At 71.9% G+C, this 21,506-nt stretch carries 20 protein-coding genes; 11 read left to right on the forward strand and 9 right to left on the reverse strand.

Annotated features, from left to right (window positions below; all coding sequences use genetic code 11):
* Window positions 1–5: 5 nt before the first annotated feature.
* Window positions 6–1,079, reverse strand: a complete 1,074-nt coding sequence (gene cobT, locus ABT084_RS10135) for a nicotinate-nucleotide--dimethylbenzimidazole phosphoribosyltransferase (protein WP_351040399.1) — start codon at window positions 1,077–1,079, stop codon at window positions 6–8.
* Between the two features lie 74 nt (window positions 1,080–1,153).
* Entirely contained in the window at window positions 1,154–2,362 is a 1,209-nt protein-coding gene (gene cobU / locus ABT084_RS10140; RefSeq protein ID WP_351040402.1) for a bifunctional adenosylcobinamide kinase/adenosylcobinamide-phosphate guanylyltransferase, read from the reverse strand.
* Window positions 2,363–2,479: 117 nt separating this feature from the next.
* On the opposite strand from cobU, the gene ABT084_RS10145 reads away from it, so the two are divergent.
* Window positions 2,480–2,692: a hypothetical protein gene (locus ABT084_RS10145; RefSeq protein ID WP_351040405.1), complete on the forward strand. Its 213-nt coding sequence runs from the start codon at window positions 2,480–2,482 to the stop codon at window positions 2,690–2,692.
* Between the two features lie 75 nt (window positions 2,693–2,767).
* Here ABT084_RS10145 and ABT084_RS10150 read toward each other — a convergent pair whose 3' ends face one another.
* Complete coding sequence (locus tag ABT084_RS10150; protein WP_502968887.1) at window positions 2,768–3,520, reverse strand: class I SAM-dependent methyltransferase; 753 nt, start codon at window positions 3,518–3,520, stop codon at window positions 2,768–2,770.
* A 56-nt stretch (window positions 3,521–3,576) separates the two neighbouring features.
* Window positions 3,577–4,185: a DUF3043 domain-containing protein gene (locus ABT084_RS10155; RefSeq protein WP_351040411.1), complete on the reverse strand. Its 609-nt coding sequence runs from the start codon at window positions 4,183–4,185 to the stop codon at window positions 3,577–3,579.
* Window positions 4,186–4,460: 275 nt separating this feature from the next.
* On the opposite strand from ABT084_RS10155, the gene ABT084_RS10160 reads away from it, so the two are divergent.
* The gene (locus tag ABT084_RS10160; protein ID WP_351040414.1) at window positions 4,461–5,255 is read left to right on the forward strand and encodes a PspA/IM30 family protein; all 795 of its coding nucleotides are present in this window, start codon (window positions 4,461–4,463) and stop codon (window positions 5,253–5,255) included.
* A 13-nt stretch (window positions 5,256–5,268) separates the two neighbouring features.
* Complete coding sequence (gene pspAA, locus ABT084_RS10165) at window positions 5,269–5,547, forward strand: PspA-associated protein PspAA (RefSeq protein WP_351040416.1); 279 nt, start codon at window positions 5,269–5,271, stop codon at window positions 5,545–5,547.
* A 69-nt stretch (window positions 5,548–5,616) separates the two neighbouring features.
* Here the strand turns inward: pspAA and ABT084_RS10170 are convergent, their stop codons facing one another.
* Entirely contained in the window at window positions 5,617–6,423 is an 807-nt protein-coding gene (locus ABT084_RS10170) for a hypothetical protein (RefSeq protein WP_351040419.1), read from the reverse strand.
* Between the two features lie 79 nt (window positions 6,424–6,502).
* On the opposite strand from ABT084_RS10170, the gene ABT084_RS10175 reads away from it, so the two are divergent.
* The 3 genes from ABT084_RS10175 (at window position 6,503) to ABT084_RS10185 (ending at window position 11,419) form a co-directional block, all read left to right on the forward strand.
* Entirely contained in the window at window positions 6,503–7,336 is an 834-nt protein-coding gene (locus tag ABT084_RS10175; protein ID WP_502968884.1) for an adenosylcobinamide-GDP ribazoletransferase, read from the forward strand.
* Window positions 7,337–7,424: 88 nt separating this feature from the next.
* Entirely contained in the window at window positions 7,425–8,156 is a 732-nt protein-coding gene (locus tag ABT084_RS10180) for a response regulator (protein ID WP_351040533.1), read from the forward strand.
* 122 nt (window positions 8,157–8,278) lie between these two features.
* Window positions 8,279–11,419, forward strand: a complete 3,141-nt coding sequence (locus ABT084_RS10185) for an efflux RND transporter permease subunit (RefSeq protein ID WP_351040421.1) — start codon at window positions 8,279–8,281, stop codon at window positions 11,417–11,419.
* Between the two features lie 119 nt (window positions 11,420–11,538).
* Here ABT084_RS10185 and nadA read toward each other — a convergent pair whose 3' ends face one another.
* On the reverse strand, window positions 11,539–12,726 hold the full coding sequence (gene nadA, locus ABT084_RS10190) for a quinolinate synthase NadA (protein WP_351040423.1): 1,188 nt from the start codon (window positions 12,724–12,726) through the stop codon (window positions 11,539–11,541).
* Between the two features lie 344 nt (window positions 12,727–13,070).
* On the opposite strand from nadA, the gene erpA reads away from it, so the two are divergent.
* The gene (gene erpA / locus ABT084_RS10195) at window positions 13,071–13,427 is read left to right on the forward strand and encodes an iron-sulfur cluster insertion protein ErpA (protein ID WP_214949940.1); all 357 of its coding nucleotides are present in this window, start codon (window positions 13,071–13,073) and stop codon (window positions 13,425–13,427) included.
* Window positions 13,428–13,522: 95 nt separating this feature from the next.
* On the opposite strand, the gene ABT084_RS10200 is transcribed toward erpA, so the two are convergent.
* Together ABT084_RS10200 and ABT084_RS10205 are read right to left on the reverse strand one after the other, a co-directional pair.
* Window positions 13,523–15,088 (reverse strand): hypothetical protein, encoded by a 1,566-nt coding sequence (locus ABT084_RS10200; protein WP_351040427.1) that lies wholly within the window; start codon window positions 15,086–15,088, stop codon window positions 13,523–13,525.
* A gap of 87 nt (window positions 15,089–15,175) precedes the next feature.
* Complete coding sequence (locus ABT084_RS10205) at window positions 15,176–15,412, reverse strand: hypothetical protein (protein ID WP_351040429.1); 237 nt, start codon at window positions 15,410–15,412, stop codon at window positions 15,176–15,178.
* 132 nt (window positions 15,413–15,544) lie between these two features.
* Here ABT084_RS10205 and ABT084_RS10210 point away from each other — a divergent pair, with 132 nt between their 5' ends.
* On the forward strand, window positions 15,545–16,519 hold the full coding sequence (locus ABT084_RS10210) for a carbohydrate kinase family protein (protein WP_351040432.1): 975 nt from the start codon (window positions 15,545–15,547) through the stop codon (window positions 16,517–16,519).
* Between the two features lie 106 nt (window positions 16,520–16,625).
* Here ABT084_RS10210 and ABT084_RS10215 read toward each other — a convergent pair whose 3' ends face one another.
* Window positions 16,626–18,011 carry a cysteine desulfurase/sulfurtransferase TusA family protein gene (locus ABT084_RS10215; RefSeq protein ID WP_351040435.1) on the reverse strand — a complete coding sequence of 462 codons (1,386 nt, stop codon included), beginning with the start codon at window positions 18,009–18,011 and terminating at the stop codon, window positions 16,626–16,628.
* A 294-nt stretch (window positions 18,012–18,305) separates the two neighbouring features.
* Between ABT084_RS10215 and ctaC the strand changes: the two genes are divergently transcribed.
* Genes ctaC through ABT084_RS10230 form a run of 3 tightly spaced genes read left to right on the forward strand, consistent with a single transcriptional unit; the run spans window position 18,306 to window position 21,402 of the window.
* The gene (gene ctaC, locus ABT084_RS10220; RefSeq protein WP_351040438.1) at window positions 18,306–19,280 is read left to right on the forward strand and encodes an aa3-type cytochrome oxidase subunit II; all 975 of its coding nucleotides are present in this window, start codon (window positions 18,306–18,308) and stop codon (window positions 19,278–19,280) included.
* The gene (gene ctaD / locus ABT084_RS10225) at window positions 19,277–21,007 is read left to right on the forward strand and encodes an aa3-type cytochrome oxidase subunit I (protein WP_351040441.1); all 1,731 of its coding nucleotides are present in this window, start codon (window positions 19,277–19,279) and stop codon (window positions 21,005–21,007) included. The genes ctaC and ctaD overlap by 4 nt, the downstream gene beginning before the upstream one ends.
* Window positions 21,004–21,402: a cytochrome c oxidase subunit 4 gene (locus ABT084_RS10230; RefSeq protein WP_330330035.1), complete on the forward strand. Its 399-nt coding sequence runs from the start codon at window positions 21,004–21,006 to the stop codon at window positions 21,400–21,402. Before ctaD ends, ABT084_RS10230 begins: the two co-directional genes overlap by 4 nt.
* Window positions 21,403–21,506 lie beyond the last annotated feature (104 nt).

The following is a 21,506-nucleotide window of genomic DNA, read 5'->3' on the forward strand; positions in this document are numbered from 1 at the left end:
ACCCACTACTCCGGCGACGGGCCGGTCGATGCCGTCGTCCGTTCCGGGAGGTCCGCCGCGAGCGCGGCGGCCGCCTGGACCAGCGGGAGGGCGAGCAACGCCCCGGTTCCTTCTCCCACTGTGACGCCGTGGTCCAGCACCGGGTTGAGTGCCATCCGGTCGAGCGCCTTCGCCTGCCCCGGTTCGCCGCTCGCCTGGCCCGCCAGCCACCAGTCCGGGGCCCGGAAGGCGGCCCGTTGGGCCACCAGACCGCACGCCGCCGAGACGATCCCGTCAAGGATCACCGGCGTACGGCGCACCGCGCACTGGAGCAGGAAACCGGTCATGGCGGCGACGTCCGGCCCGCCGACCGCGGCCAGCAGCGCCACCTGGTCGCCGAGGACCGGGCGGGCGCGGCGCAGCGCGTCGCGGATCGCGGCGCACTTGCGCATCCAGGTCAGGTCGTCGATGGGCGCGCCACCGCGGCCGGTGACCACGGAGGCGTCCGTGCCGCACAGGGCGGCGACGAGGGTGGCGGCGACGGTGGTCCCGCCGACGCTGAGATCACCGAGGACGACGAGGTCCGTACCGGAGTCCGCCTCCTCGTCCGCGATCGCCATGCCCAGGCGGACGGCGTCCCGCGCCTCCTCGGGCGTCATCGCGTCCTCGGTGTCGATGCGGCCGCTGCCCCGGCGGATCCGGTGCTTGACCACGTCCTCGGGCAGCAGCCCCGGATCGCAGTCCAGACCCGCGTCCACGACCCGCAGCCCCGCGCCGAAGCGGGCGGCCAGGATCGACACCGGGCGCTCGCCGTCGAGCACGGACCGTACGAGGAGGTGGGCGGAGCCGGCGGGGCGCGCGGACACGCCCTCGGCCGCGATCCCGTGGTCGGAGGCGAAGAGGACCACGCGGGGCCGCTCGATCGGCGCGACCGGAACGCGGCCCTGCGCGGCGGCGAGCCAGTCGGCCAGCTCGTCGAGCCGCCCGAGCGCCCCGGCGGGCACGGCCAGCCGTTCGCGGCGATCCTCGGCGTCACGCCGGACGCCCCCGTCGGGGCGCTCGATCAGATCGGAGAAGTCGTCGAGATTCAGCGTGGTCATCTGCCGAAGAGTACCCGTGCCCGCCCGCCGGTTCATGCCCTGCCCGTCGGCCCCGGCGCGGCCCTGAGGGAGCGTCATTCCTTGAGGGTCACCGGCTGGCCCGACACCACCAGCAGGACGTGCTCGCACTCCGCCGCCACCGCCGCGTTCAACCGGCCCAGCTCGTCGCGGAAGCGCCGCCCCGACGCGGTCGCCGGGACGATGCCCGCGCCCACCTCGTTGCTGACGAGCACCACCCGCCGCCGGGTCGAGCGGACGGCCGCCACCAGCGCCGCCGTGCGCCGGCGCAGCTCCTTGCGGCCGCCGCCTTCCCACGTCTCGTCGTCCCACGCCCCGGACCGGTCCATCGCGTCGGTGAGCCACAGCGCCAGACAGTCGATCAGCAGGGCCGGGCCCTGCGGGCCCTCGTCGAGCAGCTCCACCAGGTCGCAGGTCTCCACGGTCCGCCAGGTACCGGGCCGGCGCTCCCGGTGCAGCCCGACCCGCGCCGCCCACTCCGGATCGCCCTCGCGGGTGCCGCTCGTGGCGACGTAGAGCACCTCGGGGAATCCGGCGAGACGCCGCTCCGCCTCCAGGGACTTGCCGGACCGGGCCCCGCCCAGCACCAGGGTGCGCCGCGGCAGGTCCGGTACCGCGTGGTACTCGCCCACCACCAGCGTGGTCCCGTCCGGCACCACCCGCGCACCGACGGCCGCGCACCGGCGCGCCAGCTCCCGGCCGGGCGGGACGTCGTGGTCGAGGTGGACGGCGATCACATCGGTGGCCGGGCCGACCGCGCCGCTCGCCCGCAGCCGGGCCAGTGCCTCGGGCCGCCCCGGCACGTCGAGCAGGACCATGTCGTACGGCCGCTCCGAGACGCCGTTCGTCCCGGCCGGGGCCCCGCCGGGCGGCAGGTACAGCAGCCGGTCGCCGTCGGGCCCGGTCACCTCGTACCCGGTGCCCGGCGCGTCCATCGCCACCGCCCGCACCCGGTGGCCGCTGATCACCGACAGCTGCCGCCCGTCCGGCACCCGGCCCGCGGCGGGCAGCCCCGGCGGGAGCTCCACGGCGGGGCCGTCGTGCGGGTGGGTCAGCAGCACCTGGCGCACCCCGCCCAGGGAATGCCCGGACCGGGCGGCGGCCAGGACGGCCCCGGGGGTGAGATCGAGCAGCAGCGCCCCGTCGACGAGCAGCGCGGTGGCGGCCCGCGCCCGGGTGCCCACGGAGACGGCGCAGGCCGCACAGGGACAGCCGGGGCGGGGCAGTCCTTCGGGTGTGCCGGTGCCCAGCAGAGTCAGTTCCACACAGATGATCCTCCCGCGTCCGCGCGAGTGGTGCGCGCCCGGCTAGTCTGCGGGCAGACTCACGGGGAGTACCCGGACGCGTACCGGCCGGGTACAGGACGAGCAACGGAGGCGGACATGGCGTGGACGTGGCGGTTCGAGGCGGCCGATGGCAGCGAGTCGACCCCGGCGGTGGTCCCGGAGGAGTTCACGACGCAGGGCGACGCGGAGTCCTGGATCGGTGAGTACTGGAAGGAACTGCTCGAGGGCGGTACGGAGCGGGTGAAGCTGTCCGACGACGGCGGCACCGAGCTGTACACGATGAGCCTGAGCGAGGCCCAGCAGGCCTGAGGCCGGCGGGTCCGCGGCCGGCCGGTCTCCGGGGGGCAGCCCCCGGAAGCCGGTCCCGCATCGCAGCCCGTGACCTCAGCCCCGGACCCCGCACAGGTGCAGCAGCGCGGCGACCCCGCGGTAGGGGTCGGTGCGCCCGGCCCGGTCCTCGGCGGCCAGCAGCTGCTCCAGCTCCGCCTCGGGGGGCAGCACCTCGCCCGCCTCGCTGCCGTCGGTGAAGACCCGTACGCCGTACCAGGCCTGCAGCGGCGCGCCGATCCCGGACAGGGTCGCGGTCAGCGTGGAGAGCCGGTCCGCCCGTACGTCCAGGCCCAGCCGGTTCGTGTAGGCGACCCGGTCGAAGGCGGCCAGCGCGGCCGGCCAGTCCCCGCCGAGCGCGGGGCGCATCGCGAGGGCGTCGCCGTTGCGCACGAGCAAGGACAACAGTCCGCCGTGCGCCAGCATCCGGGCCAGCCCGGCGAGCATGCCGTCCGGCTCCGGTACGTACATCAGCACGCCGTGGCAGAGCACCACGTCGAAGCTGCCCGGCACGAAGTGCGCGCCGGTCTCCCGGCCGTCGCCCTCCATCAGCCGGACCCGGTCGCGGATCCCGGCCGGCTCGGCGGCGAGCGCCTCGTGGGCCACGGCCAGCATGCCGGGGTCCTGCTCCAGACCGGTCACCATGTGCCCGGCCCGGGCCAGGCGCAGGGCCTGGGTGCCCTGGCCCATGCCGACGTCGAGGACGCGCAGCCGCTGCCCGACCGGGAAGCGGTGCGCGATCTGCTCGTCGACCTGACGGCCCACGAGTTCCTGGCGGACCGCGTTACGCAGGCCGCCCAAGCCCTCCAGCCACAGCCGGGCACCGCCCGCGAAGCTGTCGCCCGCGGCTGCGGGCGGCGCTCCGGTCAGGGCCGTTCCCCACGCTTGACCTGCGGCTTCGGCAGGCGGAGCCGGCGCATCTGGAGCGTGCGCATCAGGCCGTAGGCGACGGCGCCGCGCTTGGGCTCGTCCGGGAAGCGGGTGTTCAGCGCCTTGCGCAGGCGGATGAACAGGCCGATGGAGTCGACGATGATCAGCACGATCACGCCGAGCCACAGGAGCAGGGCGATGTTCTGGATCGACGGGACCCGGACCATGCTCAGCACCAGGATGATCACCGCGAGGGGCAGGAACATCTCGGCGACGGAGAAGCGGGAGTCCACGAAATCGCGGGCGAACCTGCGGACCGGGCCCTTGTCACGGGCGGGCAGGTAGCGCTCGTCGCCACTGGCGAGGGCCTCTCGCTGCTTGGTCATCTCGATCCGGCGGCGTTCACGGGCGCGCTTGGCATCCTCCTTGCGATTGCCGGTCGAGGCCACCACGGCCTTGCGCTGCGACTGGGCCACAGCACGCTTCGGCGTCGGGCGGCCCTTCGGGGCCTGCGGGTCACGGGTCTGCGAGAGGTCGGCGCTCACCTTGTCGGTGGCGGCGGCCTTCTCTTCCTTGGAGGAGCGGCTACCAAACACAAAACCCAAGCCTACGTGGTCGCGGCCACGGCCCCCACCCCGGCGGGGAACGATCCCGCAACGGCGGGCGTCTTTACCGGTGACGGGTCCGCCCCGTCACGGGTGTGGGCGCCCGCCTCCCGGGGGACCACCTACTCCTCCAGCCTGACGGGCCGGGGGAGAGGTCGTCCTGGAGGAGGAGCGCATCCGTACCCGAACAGTGCGGTAATAGAGGCAGGGCCCGTACTGTGGGTCTTGTAGGTGACCACGAGCCGAAGTCCTTCAGAAGGGGGCGCGCGAAGCCCATGAGCGGTGTCATGAAGCGTATGGGGATGATCTTCCGCGCGAAGGCGAACAAGGCCCTTGACAAGGCCGAGGACCCGCGCGAGACCCTGGACTACTCGTACCAGAAGCAGCTCGAACTGCTCCAGAAGGTCCGCCGCGGAGTCGCCGACGTGGCGACCTCCCGCAAGCGCCTGGAGCTCCAGCTGAACCAGCTGCAGGGCCAGTCCGCCAAGCTGGAGGACCAGGGCCGCAAGGCCCTCGCGCTCGGCCGTGAGGACCTGGCCCGCGAGGCCCTGTCCCGCCGCGCCTCGCTCCAGCAGCAGGTCAGCGACCTGGAAGTGCAGCACCAGACCCTCCAGGGCGAAGAGGAGAAGCTGACCCTCGCGGCGCAGCGCCTCCAGGCCAAGGTGGACGCCTTCCGCACCAAGAAGGAGACCATCAAGGCCACCTACACCGCGGCCCAGGCGCAGACCCGGATCGCGGAGTCCTTCTCTGGCATCTCCGAGGAGATGAGCGACGTCGGCCTCGCCATCCAGCGGGCCGAGGACAAGACCGCCCAGCTCCAGGCGCGCGCGGGCGCGATCGACGAGCTGCTTGCCTCCGGCGCCCTGGACGACCAGAGCGGCCTCGGCACCCGGGACGACATCCAGGTCGAGCTGGACCGCCTCTCCGGCGGCACGAACGTGGAGCTGGAGCTCGCCCGGATGAAGCAGGAGCTGGCCGGCGGCCCGTCCGCGCAGCAGCAGGCCCTCGAGGGCGGCGGCGCGGGCACCTCCCAGCCTTCGCAGACCCAGCACCGGTTCGACAAGCAGTAGAACGGGGCCCGTCATGATTGTCCGCATCATGGGGGAAGGCCAGGTCCGGCTCGACGACGCGCACGTCGCCGAGCTGAACACGCTGGACGACGAGCTGCTCGCGGAGATGGAAGCGGGCGACGAGGAAGGCTTCCGGCGGACGCTGGGGGGCCTCCTCGACGCCGTACGCCGTCTGGGCAGCCCGCTTCCGGACGAGGAGCTGGAGCCCTCCGAGCTGATCCTGCCCGCGCCGGACGCGAGTCTCGACGAGGTCCGGCAGATGCTCAGCGACGACGGGCTGATCCCGGGCTGAGCGCCCGGCCTCCGGCCCGCGGCTCCCTGGAGCGCGGGCCGGAGCCCGGGGAGCGCGGGGCGCGCGGCCTCAGAGCTTGGTGTCCTTGGCCTTCTTGATCCTGGCGCGCACGGCCCTGGTCGCCTTTCCGCCCGCCACCTCGGGGTCCGGGGTCCCGCCGATGAAGTTCTCGAACCGGCGGCGCGGCGCGGCCCAGCGCCGGTCGTGATGGAACGCCCGCAGTCCGGCCTTCGCCCGGGCGTGCGGGCGGTTCGCGTAGAACCTGCGCGCGTACGGCGAACCGGGCCGGGCCAGCCGGACCGCGCCGATCAGTGCCACGAACGGGATGACCGTCCCGAGCAGCGCGGTGCGCGGTTTCCCCTTCCACAGGGCGATCAGGGCCAGGAAGAAGTTCGTGGCCGTGTTCATCACGACCAGCCCCCGGTTCTGCCGCTCGGGGCCGGTCAGCTCGTTGACCCCGAACGGCAGGAACCCGCCGAGCACCAGCGCCACCAGAGCCGCCGTCAGCACCACGACCTCCACGCTCTTGCGGCCCTGCTCGCTCCAGTACACGTCGTCCAGGTGCAGGACCAGCGCGAACTCGTCCAGCACCAGACCGGCGCCCAGCCCGAACAGCACCGCCGAGATCAGCGCGCCCACGCTGTGCCGGCCGCTGCCGACCGCGCCGAAGCCGCCGATGATCGTCAGCACCACGCCCGGCACCACGTGGTGGACGTGCATGCCGCCCGGGGTGATGTTCTTGAAGGGGCCCCGGCCCGCCCGGATCAGCCGCGTGATCGTCCGCGTGACCAGGAAGGACAGTACGAAAGAGAGCAGGGCGAGGAGCAGCGGGAGCTTCCCCGGTTCCAGGATGTTGCGGTACCACCAGTGACCCATGACACGAGCTCCCCATTTGGCATGTAATGGGTAATTTACCGTCAGCAGTGGGCGCGTACCGTTCGGTACCGTTCGCGCGGTGACCGATCCGCTCCCCGATCCGCTTCCGGGTCTGCCCCCGCGCCCGCCCGACGAACGCGCCTCGCTCCGCGACGGCCTGCGCTTCGCCTTCGGCACGCTCACCGTGCTGCCCGCCCGCATCACCCGCTGGGACCGCCCGGCCGCCCGGACCGGGATGGCCTGCGCTCCGCTGGCCGGTCTGGTCGTCGGGCTGTGCGCGGCCGCACTGGGCTGCCTGCTCCTCCTCCTCGGGGCCGGGCCCCTGTTGGCCGCCGTCGCCACCGTCGCCGTGCCCGCCGCGCTCACCCGCGGGCTGCACCTCGACGGGCTGGCCGACACCGCCGACGGCCTGGGCAGTGCCAAGCCCGCCGACACCGCGCTGCGCATCATGAAGCAGTCCGACATCGGGCCCTTCGGGGTCATCTCCCTGGTCCTGGTCCTGCTCCTGCAGGCCGCCGCGCTCGCGCAGGCCTACGCCGACAGCTGGGCCCGCGGCGCCCTCGCCGTGGTGGTCGCCGCCGTCGCCGCCCGGGCCGCCCTGACCCTGGCCTCCCGCGACGGGGTCCCCCCGGCCCGGCACGAGGGTCTCGGCGCGGCCGTCGCGGGCGTGGTCCCGGTGCGGGCCGCCGCCCTGGTCGCCGCGCTCACCGCGGCCGCCGCCGGAGCGGCCGCCCTGCCGCTGGGGCCGGGCGCCGCCGCGCACCACGCCTTGGCGGTCCTGGCCGCGCTCGGCGCCGCCGAACTCCTGCTGCGCCGGTGCGTGCACCGCTTCGACGGGGTCACCGGGGACGTCTTCGGAGCGCTGGCCGAGGTCGCGGCGACCACGGCGCTGGTGGTCCTCGTGCTGGGCTGACCGCGGGCCGGGCGCCGGGCGCCGGGCCCGGCCCGGCGGACCGCCGGGCGCGCCCGGCGACGTACGCTCTCTTCCCGTGGACCACACGATGAGCGACCCGCAGCCCCCCGCCGCGCCCATCCGGGTGCTCCTCGCCGACGACCAGGCCCTGCTGCGCAGCGCCTTCAAGGTGCTCGTCGACTCGGAGCCCGACATGGAGGTCGTGGGGGAGGCCGCCGACGGGGCACAGGCCTACGCGCTCGCCCGCGAGCGGCGCGCCGACGTGGTCCTCATGGACATCCGGATGCCCGGCACCGACGGCCTCGCCGCGACCCGGATGATCAGCGCCGACCCCGAACTCTCGGGCGTGCGCGTGGTGATGCTGACGACCTTCGAGGTCGACGAGTACGTCGCCGCGGCCCTGCGGGCGGGTGCCTCCGGGTTCCTCGGCAAGGGCGCCGAGCCGGACGAGCTGCTGAACGCCATCCGGATCGCCGTCGCGGGCGAGGCCCTGCTCTCCCCGGCCGCCACCAAGGGCCTCATCGCCACCTTCCTGGCCCAGGGCGGCGGCGCGGGCCCGGCCCCCGCGGCCGGCGCGCACGCCGAACGGCTCGCCGCGCTGACCGGCCGCGAGCGCGAGGTGCTCGGCCTGGTCGCGGGCGGCCTGTCCAACGACGAGATCGGCGGCCGCCTGGAGGTCAGCCCGCTCACCGTCAAGACCCACGTGAACCGGGCGATGGCCAAGCTCGGCGCCCGCGACCGGGCGCAATTGGTGGTCATCGCGTACGAATCGGGCCTGGTGCGGCCCCGGTCCGAGGAGCGTGGCGCCCGGACCGAGTAGCCGCGCGTACTGCGAACGCGGTACGCGCCGGACAAGGACGGGACCTGCGGGCGACGTGCGGGCCCACCGGCCCGGGACAGGGTGAGGCAGCCCTCGCTCACGTCTGCAGAGAGATCTCATCCATGTCCTGGCTGTCCCGCTTCAGCCTTGCCCAACGGGCGCTGATCGGCCTCGTGTCGATCGTCGCGCTCCTGTTCGGTGCCATAGCCATCCCGCAGCTCAAGCAGCAACTGCTGCCCTCCATCGAGCTGCCGATGGTGTCCATCCTCGCGCCGTACCAGGGCGCCTCGCCCGACGTGGTCGAGAAGCAGGTCATCGAGCCCATCGAAGCCACCCTCAAGGGCGTCGACGGCATCACCGGCATCACCTCCACGGCCAGCGAGGGCAACGCCCTCATCATGGCCAAGTTCGACTTCGGCGACAGCGGCACCAAGCAGCTCGTCGCCGACGTCCAGCAGGCCGTCAACCGGGCCCGCGTCCGGCTGCCCGCCGAGGTCGACCCCCAGGTCGTGGCCGGTTCCACCGACGACATGCCGACGGTCGTCCTCGCCGCCACTTCCTCCGACAGGGACCAGCAGGCCCTCGCCGACCAGCTGGAACGCACCGTCGTCCCCGTGCTGGAGGACATCAAGGGCGTCGGCCAGGTCAGCGTGAACGGCGTCCAGGACCTCCAGGTCGCCATCACCCCCGACCAGGCCAAGCTGGCGGCCGCGGGCCTGGATACGGCCACCCTCGCCAAGGGCCTGGAAGCGGGCGGGGCCGCCGTCCCCGCCGGTTCCTTCGACGAGGAGGGCAAGAACCGCACCGTCCGCGTCGGCGCCGGCTACACCTCCCTCGCCCAGCTGGAGGACCTGCGCCTGAGCCCCGGACCCGGCAGGCAGCCGGTCCGCCTCGGTGACGTCGCCACCGTCAAGCAGGTGCCAGCCAAGGCAGTCTCCATCACCCGCACCAACGGCAAGCCCAGCCTGGCCGTCGTCGTCACGATGGACAAGGACGGCAGCTCCGTCGCCATCTCCGACGCCGTCAAGGACAAGCTGCCGGCGCTCACCGCCTCGCTCGGCTCCGGCGCGGGCCTGACCATGGTCAGCGACCAGGGCCCGGCCGTCGCCACCGCCATCTCCAGCCTCACCACCGAGGGCCTGCTCGGCCTCGTCTTCGCGGTGATCGTGATCCTGGTCTTCCTCGCCTCGATCCGCTCGACGCTGGTCACCGCGGTCTCCATCCCGCTGTCCATCGTGCTCGCCCTGATCGTGCTGTGGACCCGCGACCTGTCGCTGAACATGCTGACGCTGGGCGCGCTCACCATCGCCATCGGCCGCGTCGTCGACGACTCGATCGTGGTCCTGGAGAACATCAAGCGCCACCTCTCCTACGGTGAGGAGCGCGAGGCCGCGATCATCACCGCGGTCAAGGAAGTCGCCGGAGCGGTCACCTCCTCGACCCTGACCACCGTCGCCGTGTTCCTGCCGATCGGCCTGGTCGGCGGCATGATCGGCGAGCTGTTCAGCTCCTTCTCGCTGACCGTGACGGCGGCCCTGCTGGCGTCGCTGCTGGTCTCCCTGACCGTCGTACCGGTCCTGTCGTACTGGTTCCTCAGCGCCCCCAAGGGCGTGGACGGCGCCCCCGTCGACGCGGCCGCGGTCCGCCGCGCCGCCGAGGAGAAGGAGTCGCACAGCCGCCTCCAGACCTTCTACGTCCGGGTGCTGCGCTTCGTCGCCCGCCGCCGGCTGGCCACCGTGGCCGTCGCCTGTGTGCTCCTGGTCGCCACCTTCGCGATGGCCCCGCTGCTGAAGACGAACTTCTTCGACAAGGGGGAGCAGGACGTCCTGACCATCAAGCAGTCCCTGGCCCCCGGCACCTCCCTGGCCGCGTCCGACGAGGCGAGCCGCAAGGTGGAGGCCGTCCTCGCCTCGACCGACGGCGTCAAGGACTACCAGGTCACCGTCGGCTCCTCCGGCTTCATGGCGGCCTTCGGCGGCGGTACGGGCACCAACCAGGCCTCCTACCAGGTGACCCTGAAGCACGCCAAGGACGGCGAGAGCGTCCAGAAGCGCCTCGAGGAGCGCCTGACCGCGCTCCCCGGCATCGGCCGCACCACCGTCTCGGCGGGCGCCGCCTTCGGCAGCCAGGACCTCAGCGTCGTCGTGAAGTCGGGCGACGCCGAAGTCCTCGCCAAGGCCGCCGAGCAGGTCCGCGCCGAGGTCGCCACGATCAAGGGCGTCACCGACGTCCAGAGCGACCTGTCCCAGTCCGTCCCGCGGATCTCGGTCACCGCCACCGCCAAGGCCGCCGACGCGGGCCTGAACCAGGCCGCGCTCGGCGCGATCGTCGCCCAGGCCGTCCACGGCACCCCGGCGGGCAAGGCCGTCCTCGGCAACGCCGAGCGCGACATCGTCATCGTCTCCGCGCAGCCCGCCGCGACCCTGGCGCAGCTCCAGGCGCTGCCCGTCGGCCCGGTCAAGCTCGGCGACATCGCCGACGTGAAGGTGGTCCCCGGCCCGGTCGCGATGACCCGGATCGACGGCGCCCGCGCCGCCACCATCACGGCCCGGCCGACCGGTGACAACACCGGCGCGGTCAGCACCGAACTCAGCACCAAGCTCAAGGCGCTGCACCTGCCCGCGGGCGCCACCGCCACCATCGGCGGTGTCAGCTCCGACCAGGACGACGCCTTCGGCTCGCTCGGCCTGGCCATGCTCGCGGCCGTCGCGATCGTGTTCATGCTGCTGGTCGCGACCTTCCGCTCGCTCGTCCAGCCGCTGATCCTGCTGGTCTCCGTACCCTTCGCGGCGACCGGCGCGCTCGGCCTGCTCCTCATCACCGGTACCCCGATGGGCGTCCCGGCGATGATCGGCATGCTGATGCTCATCGGCATCGTGGTGACCAACGCGATCGTCCTGATCGACCTGGTCAACCAGTACCGCGCCCAGGGCCTGGGCGTCGTCGAAGCCGTCGTCGAGGGCGGCCGCCACCGGCTCCGCCCGATCCTGATGACGGCGCTGGCGACGATCTTCGCGCTGCTCCCGATGGCGCTCGGCGTCACCGGCGGGGGCGGCTTCATCTCGCAGCCGCTCGCGGTCGTGGTCATCGGCGGCCTGATCAGCTCGACGCTGCTGACCCTGCTCCTGGTCCCGGCCATCTACACGATGGTGGAACTCCGCAAGGAGCGCCGCGCGGCCAAGCGCGCCGCGAAGCGCGCGTCCCGCCTGACGGCGGTCCGCCCGCCCGCCTCCGCGCAGGACGAGAACCAGGTCCCGGTCTGACCGCCTGACCGCCTGACCGGACGGCCGTCCGGCCGTCCGGAACGGCCGAAGGGGCGCTCCTCTGACGAGGGGCGCCCCTTCGGCGTGTACGGCGGTGTGCTGCGGTGCCGTACGGACGGCTACGGCAGGGCGAGCATGCGCTCCAGGGCGAGCTTCGCGAAGCTCTCGGTCTCCTTGTCGACCTGGATCCGGTTGACCAGGTTGCCCTCGGCCAGGGACTCCAGGGTCCACACCAGGTGGGGGAGGTCGATGCGGTTCATCGTCGAGCAGAAGCAGACCGTCTTGTCGAGGAAGACGACTTCCTTGTCCTCGGCGGCGAAACGGTTCGCCAGGCGGCGGACCAGGTTCAGCTCGGTACCGATGGCCCACTTGGAACCGGCCGGGGCCGCCTCCAGCGCCTTGATGATGTACTCCGTCGAGCCGACGTAGTCCGCCGCCGCCACGACCTCGTGCTTGCACTCCGGGTGGACCAGGACGTTCACGCCGGGGATGCGGGCGCGCACGTCGTTGACCGAGTCCACCGAGAAGCGGCCGTGCACCGAGCAGTGCCCGCGCCACAGGATCATCTTGGCGTTCCGCAGCTGCTCGACGGTCAGGCCGCCGTTCGGCTTGTGCGGGTTGTACAGGACGCAGTCGTCCAGGGACATGCCCATGTCGCGGACGGCGGTGTTGCGGCCGAGGTGCTGGTCCGGCAGGAAGAGCACCTTCTCGCCCTGCTCGAAGGCCCAGTCCAGGGCCCGCTTCGCGTTGGACGACGTACAGATCGTGCCGCCGTGCTTGCCGGTGAAGGCCTTGATGTCGGCGGAGGAGTTCATGTACGAGACGGGCACCGTGATGTCGGCGATGCCGGCCTCGGTCAGCACGTCCCAGCACTCCGCGACCTGCTCGGCGGTGGCCATGTCGGCCATGGAGCAGCCCGCGGCGAGGTCCGGCAGGACGACCTTCTGGTCGTCCGTGGTCAGGATGTCCGCGGACTCGGCCATGAAGTGGACGCCGCAGAAGACGATGTACTCCGCCTCCGGCTTGGCGGCCGCGTCCTTGGCCAGCTTGAAGGAGTCACCGGTGACGTCGGCGAACTCGATGACCTCGTCACGCTGGTAGTGGTGGCCGAGGATGAAGACCTTGTCCCCGAGCTTCTCCTTGGCCGCGCGGGCGCGGGCCACCAGGTTCGGGTCCGAGGGCGAGGGCAGGTCGCCGGGACACTCCACCCCGCGCTCGCTCTTGGGGTCGGCCTCGCGGCCGAGCAGCAGCAGGGCAAGGGGCGTCGGCTGGACGTCCAAAGGCTGGGCGGTGGTCACGACACGCACCCTTTCTGTTCTGCGACAAGGGACTTCTGAAGCTTCGGAAGCGAGACGTCCGAAGAGATCACGGCGACTTCTCGTCTATTTGACGTTATCTATCATAACCGCTTCACGTCACTTTGACGATGCCGATAGTGTCGATGTGACGCATTCGCCCGGCCGCCACGGGACCCGCCGCCCGGGCGGCGCCGACGGGGTCCGCCCCCGCGCGCCGGTGTGCGAGCATGAATATCTGGAACAAGCGCCGGACCCGGAATGAATCGGAGGCCGCGCTCGTTGCCACCGACGGCAAGAGTCCGACGTTTCCCTGGCCCCCGCCGGGAAGCCGCCCACTTCGGGAGTGAATGCAGATGTCCGTTCAGGACGAAAAGACCACTGTGAGCGACGGCATCCTCCTGTCCGACGCCGCCGCCGAGAAGGTCAGGACCCTGCTGGAGCAGGAAGGCCGCGAGGACCTGGCGCTCCGCGTCGCCGTCCAGCCCGGTGGCTGCTCCGGCCTGCGCTACCAGCTCTTCTTCGACGAGCGCTCCCTCGACGGTGACGTCGTGAAGGACTTCGACGGTGTGAAGGTCGTCACGGACCGGATGAGCTCCCCGTACCTGCACGGTGCGTCGATCGACTTCGTGGACACCATCGAGAAGCAGGGCTTCACGATCGACAACCCGAACGCCACGGGCTCCTGCGCCTGCGGCGACTCGTTCAGCTAAACCCTGAGCTGTGACAGAGGGGCCCGGCCGTCGGATCGACGGCCGGGCCCCTCTGTCATGTCCGGCGTGCGCGAGCAGCGCCCGGCGTCAGGCGCCTACTGCCGGGGCAGCGGCTTGCCCGTGGTCGCGTCGACCACCTTCCGGGCGCCGAGCGGCTGCTCCAGCGTCACCGTCACGGTCATCTCCTTGGCGAGCATGATGCAGGCCCCGCCCGGGTTCGTCGGCGTGTCGGTGATCTTCACCGTCACCGCCTCGGCGCTCTCCCGGGCCTCGGCGGCGTACGTGCTGCACGCCCCGCCCCAGAAGTTCACGGTCAGCTTCCGGTCCGCCCCGGAGTACGAGAACCCCGGCACCGTACGCCCCGGCTTCGGGGCGGGGGCGCCGTCCCGTGCGGCGGGCTGGGCCACCGTGTGGCCGGCTCCGCCCCCGGTGCCCGCCACCTCGAAGAGCCAGGCGGGCACCAGCCCGCGGTTGCCGTCCACGGTGCCCGGGGCCAGCCCCAGCACCGCCGAGCGGACCGTCTCCGTCCGCGGCGGCTTCATCGGGCGCGGCTCGGGATTGCACGGCGGGACGTCGGTCGGCCCGACGGGGGAGTCCGGCTCCAGCGGTACGGACGTGGCGCACCCGCTCGGTCCGGTGCCCGTACCGCTCCCGCCGCCCGACGCGGCGTTCAGCCGGTCCAGGGCCTCCTTCGCCCCGACCACCGGCTGCTCGGCGGACCGTACCGGCGTCTTCAGCTCGCCGCCCGCGGCCACCGCCTGCCCGTCCGGGCCCACGCTCACGGTGGTCGTCCAGCCCTGGGTGGGCAGCCCGCCGACCACCGGGTCCGCGGTCACCACCCGCACCGAGCCCTGGACCTGCCGGGCGTCCAGCTTCGCGCCGTCCTGGCCCGCCGCGGCGAGCAGCGGAGCCGCCGCGGCCTTCGCCGCCTCCTCGCCGACGGGCGTGCCGGAGGCGGTTGTGCCGGTGCCCGGGGCCGCGCCGGAATCCGTACCCGGGGCCACGCCGGGCGCGGGCGCCTGGCCGGCGCCCGGGGCCTGCGCGCCGTCTCCGGGGAGGGTGGCGGGCCCGCAGGTGTCCTTGCCGCGCTCGCAGTTGTCCGAGCCGCCCGCCAGGTGCCGGGTGAAGGTCCAGGTCCCGGGCGCCTTGAGGGTCACCTGGAGGTGCGGCCCCGACGGGTCCCCGGCCACGCCCGCCTGCCACAGGTCGCCCACGAGCCGCGGGGCGCCCTCGATGCCGAGGGCCTTCGCCAGCCGGGCCACCTCGGCCTCGGTCACGTCGGCGCCCGCCGCGAACGCGGGCGCGCCGGCCGGGCCCTGGGGGAGGGGGCCTTCGGCCCGGTAGGTCACCCCTGAACCGTTCGGGTCCGGTTCTCCCGGCGCGATGCCCCGGGCGGGGGGCGCGGAGGACCCGGGGGAGGCCGCGCGTGCCGCGTCGTGCGCGGAGATCGCCGCCTTCGAGCCCGCGCCGGTGCTGCCGTTGGCGGTGGACGCCCAGTACGCCGTACCGCCCCCGGCGAGCAGCACCGCGGCCGCGACCGAGGCCACGGCCCAGCGCGGGCGCCGTCGGCGGACTGAGTCGCCCTGCTGCGTGGCCTCGACCGCGGCCGGGTCGTCGGCCGGTTCGGTCCTGTCGGTCGGGCCGGAATCCTCGGTGGTCACCGCATCGCTCCTTTGCCTGCCTCGCCGTGCGTGATGCGAGTGGGACGGAACAGGAGCGGAACCGGTTCCCCTGGGTTCCCGGAAGGATCAGTACCCGTACTGCGCGGTGGAGGCGATGAGCCGCGCCGAGGCGGGCGGCACGCTCACTCCGTGGATCTGCGAGGGCGCCACCCGGGCGGGGCGGGGGCCCGCCGGGACCGACCAGTGCGGCGCCATGCGGGCGCAGTCGCCGAGGAGCCGGGCGAATCCTGGCTGACGCGAGACTTCCGCGGTCCGCTCGAGCGCGGTGTACTGCGGGTACCCGAAGCCATCGGTATAGGTCATGGGGGCACCGTAAGCAGCGGAATCGATGCGAAGAAAGACCTACTACGGGGTAGTTTCGGTCGGTCGGCCATTCGCCGGTTACCGGGTAGCTTTGACTGTCCCCTTGCCGCCCCTCGCAGGAGCATCCACGCCGTGCGCATCGCAGTCACCGGCTCCATCGCCACCGACCACCTCATGACCTTCCCCGGCCGCTTCGCCGACCAGCTGGTCGCGGACCAGCTGCACACGGTCTCCCTCTCCTTCCTCGTCGACAACCTCGACGTACGGCGGGGCGGGGTCGGCCCGAACATCTGCTTCGGAATGGGGCAGCTCGGCAGCCGCCCGGTCCTCGTCGGCGCCGCCGGCTACGACTTCGACGAATACCGTGCCTGGCTCGACCGGCACGGTGTGGACACCGCGTCCGTACGGATCTCCGAGGTGCTGCACACCGCGCGCTTCGTGTGCACCACGGACGTCGACCACAACCAGATCGGCTCCTTCTACACCGGCGCCATGAGCGAGGCCCGGCTGATCGAGCTGAAGGCCGTCGCCGACCGCGTGGGCGGTCTGGACCTCGTCCTGATCGGGGCCGACGACCCCGAGGCGATGCTGCGCCACACCGAGGAGTGCCGGACGCGGGGGATCCCCTTCGCCGCCGACTTCTCGCAGCAGATCGCCCGCATGGACGGCGAGAACATCCGCACCCTCATGGAGGGCGCGACCTACCTCTTCTCGAACGAGTACGAGAAGGGCCTCATCGAGTCGAAGTCCGGCTGGACCGACGCGGAGATCCTGGCCAAGGTCGGGACCCGGGTCACCACGCTGGGGTCGAACGGCGTGAAGATCGAGCGCGTCGGGCACGACCCGATCGTGGTCGGCTGCCCCGAGGAGAACGCGAAGGTCGACCCGACGGGTGTCGGTGACGCCTTCCGTGCCGGGTTCCTGACGGGGCTCGGCTGGGGCGTCGGGCTGGAGCGGGCGGCGCAGGTCGGCTGCATGCTGGCGACGCTGGTCATCGAGACGCTGGGCACGCAGGAGTACACCCTGGCCCGCGCCCACTTCATGGAGCGCTTCGCGAAGGCCTACGGCCCGGAGGCCGCCACCGAGGTCCAGGCCCACCTGTCGTAACCCGGCCGGGCGGGCTGGGTTTGCCCCGGGCACATCCAGCCCCGCCGGCGTTCGAGGCGCCGCCGGGGGCAGCGCGCAGCGCTCCCCGGCGGGCCCCGGGGCGGGGTCACCGCAGGCGCCGCACCGTGTAGGCGATGCCGGCGCCGCCGGGGCCAGAGGCTTCGCCCACGTACTCCTGCCCCCGCATCCCGCACCACGCCGGGATGTCCAGCCGCGCCACCTCGTCGTCCGACAGGACCGTGACCGTCCCGCCGACCGCCACGCCCCCGATCGCGTTCCCCAGCTCGATCACCGGCTGCGGGCACCGCAACCCGAGCGCGTCGACGACGAGCGAGTCGGCCGACCCCGCCGGCTGCGCGGACGGCGCCACCCCCAGCCGCTCCCGCACCCCGGCCACCACCCCCGGCAGTACCTCCAGGAAGCCGTTCACGTCCTGCGCCGTCGTCCCCACCGGCAGGGAGACCCGTACGTTCCCCTCCGACAGCACTCCCATCGCCTTCAGCACATGGCTCGGGGTGAGCGTCGAGCTCGTGCACGAGGACCCGGACGACACCGAGAACCCGGCCCGGTCCAGCTCGTGCAGCAGGATCTCCCCGTCGACGTAGAGACAGGAGAAGGTGACCAGGTGCGGCAGCCTGCGCACCGGATCGCCGACCACCTCCACGTCCGGGACCAGCCGCGCCACCCGCCGCCGGATCCGGTCCACCAGCACCCGCAACCGCTCCGACTCGGCCGCCGCGTCCGCCCGTACGGCCCTCAGCGAGGCCGCGGCCGCCACGATGGCCGGGATGTTCTCGAAGCCGGGCGAGCGGCCCGACTCCCGCTCCCCGCCCGGGCCTTGGGGCGCGAACCGGACCCCCTTGCGGACGGCCAGCAGGCCGACCCCCGCCGGACCGCCCCACTTGTGCGCGCTCGCGGTCAGCAGCGACCACCCTTCCGGCGCGGGCCCCCACGGCAACGACTGCGCCGCGTCGACGAGCAGCGGCACCCCCGCGGCCCGGCACCGCTCGGCCACCTCCGGCACCGGCTGGACCGTCCCCACCTCGTGGTTGGCGGACTGCAGGGCGGCCAGCGCGGTGTCCGGACGCAGCGCGCGTTCGAACACCTCCGGGTCCACCGCGCCGCCGCGGTCGACCGGTACCTCGGTGAAGCCGCCCCCGCGTGACTCGACTGCCGCCGCCGAATGGAGGACAGAACTGTGTTCGACGGCGGACACCACCAGGTGCGTTCCGACGCGCCGACGGCCCGCCAGGGCACCCTCGACGCCCGCGTGAACGGCGTGCGTCCCCGAAGGAGTGAAGACGAGTTCGTCCGGCCGGCACCCCACCGCCTCGGCCGCCGCCTCCCGCGCCGCGTCCAGCAGCAGCCGCGCCCGCCTGCCCTCCCGGTAGAGCCGGGCGGGATCGGCCCAGCCCTCGTCCAGCGCGGCCATCAGGGCCTGCCGGGCGACCGGGTGCAGCGGAGCGGCGGAGGCGACGTCGAAGTACGGCATCCGCCCACGCTATCCGCAGGGCCCGAGAGAGCGGACGTCCCCCGAGGTCAGGGCCCGTCAGATAACCACCGGACACCGCCATTCAGGGGCAGACGGGCCTTCCCCCGTACGGCGGATCCACCCCTTCGGGGGCAGTGGCGGCGCGTTGGGCACCCTCCCCGCGCGACCCCAAATTGCGTCCAGTAGGGTTTGGTCCGCATAAACATCCAAACCCCTGCCTGCGTCAGGGCCGGCGACCGACCCGAACACGGCCGCGGCCGACCGCGCGGGCCGAGACTCTCGGGAAGGCGCTACGTGAGTCCCTACGGCTCCGACCGCTCGCCGCGGCGCCCGATGCGGCGGAAGCTGCTGCAGGCGCTGACTGCGGGCGTGGTCCTGGCGACCGCCACTGGTTGCTCGTATTCATATAAGAACTTCCCCAACCTCGGTATGCCGGACCCGGTCACCAAAGAGGCGCCGATCATCCTCTCCCTGTGGCAGGGGTCGTGGGCGGCCGCTCTCATCACGGGCGTCCTGGTCTGGGGTCTGATCATCTGGAGCGTCATCTTCCACCGGCGCAGCCGGACGAAGATCGAGGTTCCGCCGCAGACCCGGTACAACATGCCGATCGAGGCGCTGTACACCGTGGTGCCGCTCATCATCGTCTCGGTGCTGTTCTACTTCACCGCGCGTGACGAGTCGAAGCTGCTGTCCCTCTCCGCGAAGCCGGCGCACACGATCAACGTGATCGGCTTCCAGTGGAGCTGGGGCTTCAACTACGTCGAGAACGTCGACGGCGACGCGGCGACCCCCAAGGCGGGCGTGGTTCCCAAGGAACTGGCCTCCCTCCCGGACCGCTACACCAAGGACTTCCCGGCCGGTGCCGAGGGCGTCTACGACAAGGGCGTCCCGGGTTCGCGCAACCCGGACACCAAGAACCCGGGTCCGACCCTCTGGCTGCCCAAGGGCGAGAAGGTCCGCTTCGTCCTGTCGTCGAACGACGTCATCCACTCCTTCTGGGTGGTCCCCTTCCTGTTCAAGCAGGACGTCATTCCGGGCCACACCAACGTCTTCGAGGTCACTCCGACCGAAGAGGGCACCTTCATGGGCAAGTGCGCCGAGCTCTGCGGCGTCGACCACTCCCGGATGCTCTTCAACGTCAAGGTCGTCTCCCCCGAGGAGTACCGCAAGCACCTCAAGGGCCTTGCGGAACAGGGGCAGACCGGTTACCTCCCGGCCGGCATCAAGCAGACCGACCCGGCCCGTAACGCTGAGGTGAACAAACTGTGAGCATCCTCAATCAGCCTCAGGGTGCCGCCGCCGACTCGTATGAGAACGAGCTGCCGGTACGGCGCAAGCAGCCGGGCAATGTCGTCGTGAAGTGGATGACCACCACCGACCACAAGACCATCGGCACGATGTACCTGGTCACGTCGTTCGTGTTCTTCCTCATCGGCGGGGTCATGGCGCTCTTCATGCGCGCCGAGCTGGCCCGTCCGGGCACGCAGATCATGTCGAACGAGCAGTTCAACCAGGCGTTCACCATGCATGGCACGATCATGCTGCTGATGTTCGCCACCCCGCTGTTCGCGGGCTTCGCGAACTGGATCATGCCGCTGCAGATCGGCGCGCCCGACGTGGCGTTCCCGCGGCTGAACATGTTCGCGTACTGGCTGTACCTCTTCGGCTCGTCCATCGCGGTGGCCGGCTTCGTCACCCCCTCGGGTGCGGCCGACTTCGGCTGGTTCGCCTACTCCCCGCTGTCGGACGCCGTCCGCTCGCCGGGCATCGGCGCCGACATGTGGATCATGGGTCTGGCCTTCTCCGGCTTCGGCACGATCCTCGGTTCGGTCAACTTCATCACCACGATCATCTGCATGCGCGCGCCCGGCATGACGATGTTCCGCATGCCGATCTTCACCTGGAACGTGCTGCTGACCGGTGTTCTGGTCCTGCTCGCCTTCCCGGTGCTGGCCGCCGCGCTCTTCGCGCTGGAGGCCGACCGGAAGTTCGGTGCGCATGTGTTCGACGCGGCCAATGGCGGCGCATTGCTGTGGCAACACCTCTTCTGGTTCTTCGGACACCCAGAGGTGTACATCATCGCCTTGCCCTTCTTCGGCATCATTTCCGAGGTCATCCCGGTCTTCTCGCGCAAGCCGATGTTCGGTTACATCGGTCTCATCGCCGCGACGATCTCGATCGCCGGCCTCTCGGTGACCGTGTGGGCCCACCACATGTACGTCACCGGTGGTGTGCTGCTGCCGTTCTTCTCGTTCATGACCTTCCTGATCGCGGTCCCGACCGGTGTGAAGTTCTTCAACTGGATCGGCACCATGTGGAAGGGCTCGCTGTCCTTCGAGACCCCGATGCTCTGGACGATCGGCTTCCTGGTCACCTTCACCTTCGGTGGTCTGACCGGCGTCATCCTGGCCTCGCCCCCGATGGACTTCCACGTCTCCGACTCGTACTTCGTCGTCGCGCACTTCCACTACGTCGTCTTCGGCACCGTGGTCTTCGCGATGTTCGCCGGCTTCCACTTCTGGTGGCCGAAGTTCACGGGCAAGATGCTGGACGAGCGCCTGGGCAAGATCACCTTCTGGACGCTGTTCATCGGCTTCCACGGCACGTTCCTGGTGCAGCACTGGCTGGGTGCCGAGGGCATGCCGCGTCGTTACGCGGACTACCTCGCCGCCGACGGATTCACCGCGCTGAACACGATCTCGACGATCAGCTCGTTCCTGCTCGGCCTGTCGATCCTCCCCTTCCTGTACAACGTCTGGAAGACGGCGAAGTACGGCGAGAAGATCGAGGTCGACGACCCGTGGGGCTACGGCCGCTCGCTCGAGTGGGCCACGTCCTGCCCGCCGCCGCGGCACAACTTCCTCACCCTGCCGCGGATCCGTTCCGAGTCCCCGGCGTTCGACCTGCACCACCCGGAGATCGCGGCCCTCGACCACCTGACGGACCACGGCGTGGCCCCCCAGGCGGTCACCGGCGGCAAGGAGGCCGGCAAGTGAAGATCCAGGGCAGGATGTTCCTCTGGCTCTCCCTGTTCATTCTGATCATGGCCGTCGTGTACGGCGTCTGGTCGAAGGAACCGGTCGGAACCACCGCTCTCTTCCTGGCCTTCGGCCTGAGCGTCATGATCGGCTACTACCTGGCCTTCACGGCCCGGCGCGTGGACGAGATGGCCCAGGACAACCTGGAGGCCGACGTCGCGGACGAGGCCGGCGAGCTGGGATTCTTCTCCCCGCACAGCTGGCAGCCGCTGTCCCTGGCCATCGGTGGCGCCTTCGCCTTCATGGGCGTCATCTTCGGCTGGTGGCTGATGTACTTCTCCGCGCCGCTGATCCTGATCGGTCTGTGGGGCTGGGTGTACGAGTACTACCGGGGCGAGAACGCCAACCAGTAGGACGGCACCGCGCGTGACCCACTTGGGGCCCGGACACCTCGTCAAGAGGAGTCCGGGCCCCTCGTTTGCAGTCACCCCGCGCGCCGTAATGGACATATCTTCTT

The organism is Streptomyces sp. NPDC002138, assembly GCF_040296485.1.
GTDB lineage: Bacteria > Actinomycetota > Actinomycetes > Streptomycetales > Streptomycetaceae > Streptomyces.

What these genes read in the sequence shown, in the direction of transcription:
- cobT (WP_351040399.1), bottom strand. Translation starts at nt 1,079, where the DNA reads ATGACCACGCTGAATCTCGACGACTTCTCCGATCTGATCGAGCGCCCC.
- ABT084_RS10145 (WP_351040405.1), top strand. Translation starts at nt 2,480, where the DNA reads ATGGCGTGGACGTGGCGGTTCGAGGCGGCCGATGGCAGCGAGTCGACC.
- ABT084_RS10160 (WP_351040414.1), top strand. Translation starts at nt 4,461, where the DNA reads ATGAGCGGTGTCATGAAGCGTATGGGGATGATCTTCCGCGCGAAGGCG.
- pspAA (WP_351040416.1), top strand. Translation starts at nt 5,269, where the DNA reads ATGATTGTCCGCATCATGGGGGAAGGCCAGGTCCGGCTCGACGACGCG.
- ABT084_RS10170 (WP_351040419.1), bottom strand. Translation starts at nt 6,423, where the DNA reads ATGGGTCACTGGTGGTACCGCAACATCCTGGAACCGGGGAAGCTCCCG.
- ABT084_RS10180 (WP_351040533.1), top strand. Translation starts at nt 7,425, where the DNA reads ATGAGCGACCCGCAGCCCCCCGCCGCGCCCATCCGGGTGCTCCTCGCC.
- ABT084_RS10185 (WP_351040421.1), top strand. Translation starts at nt 8,279, where the DNA reads ATGTCCTGGCTGTCCCGCTTCAGCCTTGCCCAACGGGCGCTGATCGGC.
- erpA (WP_214949940.1), top strand. Translation starts at nt 13,071, where the DNA reads ATGTCCGTTCAGGACGAAAAGACCACTGTGAGCGACGGCATCCTCCTG.
- ABT084_RS10205 (WP_351040429.1), bottom strand. Translation starts at nt 15,412, where the DNA reads ATGACCTATACCGATGGCTTCGGGTACCCGCAGTACACCGCGCTCGAG.
- ABT084_RS10215 (WP_351040435.1), bottom strand. Translation starts at nt 18,011, where the DNA reads ATGCCGTACTTCGACGTCGCCTCCGCCGCTCCGCTGCACCCGGTCGCC.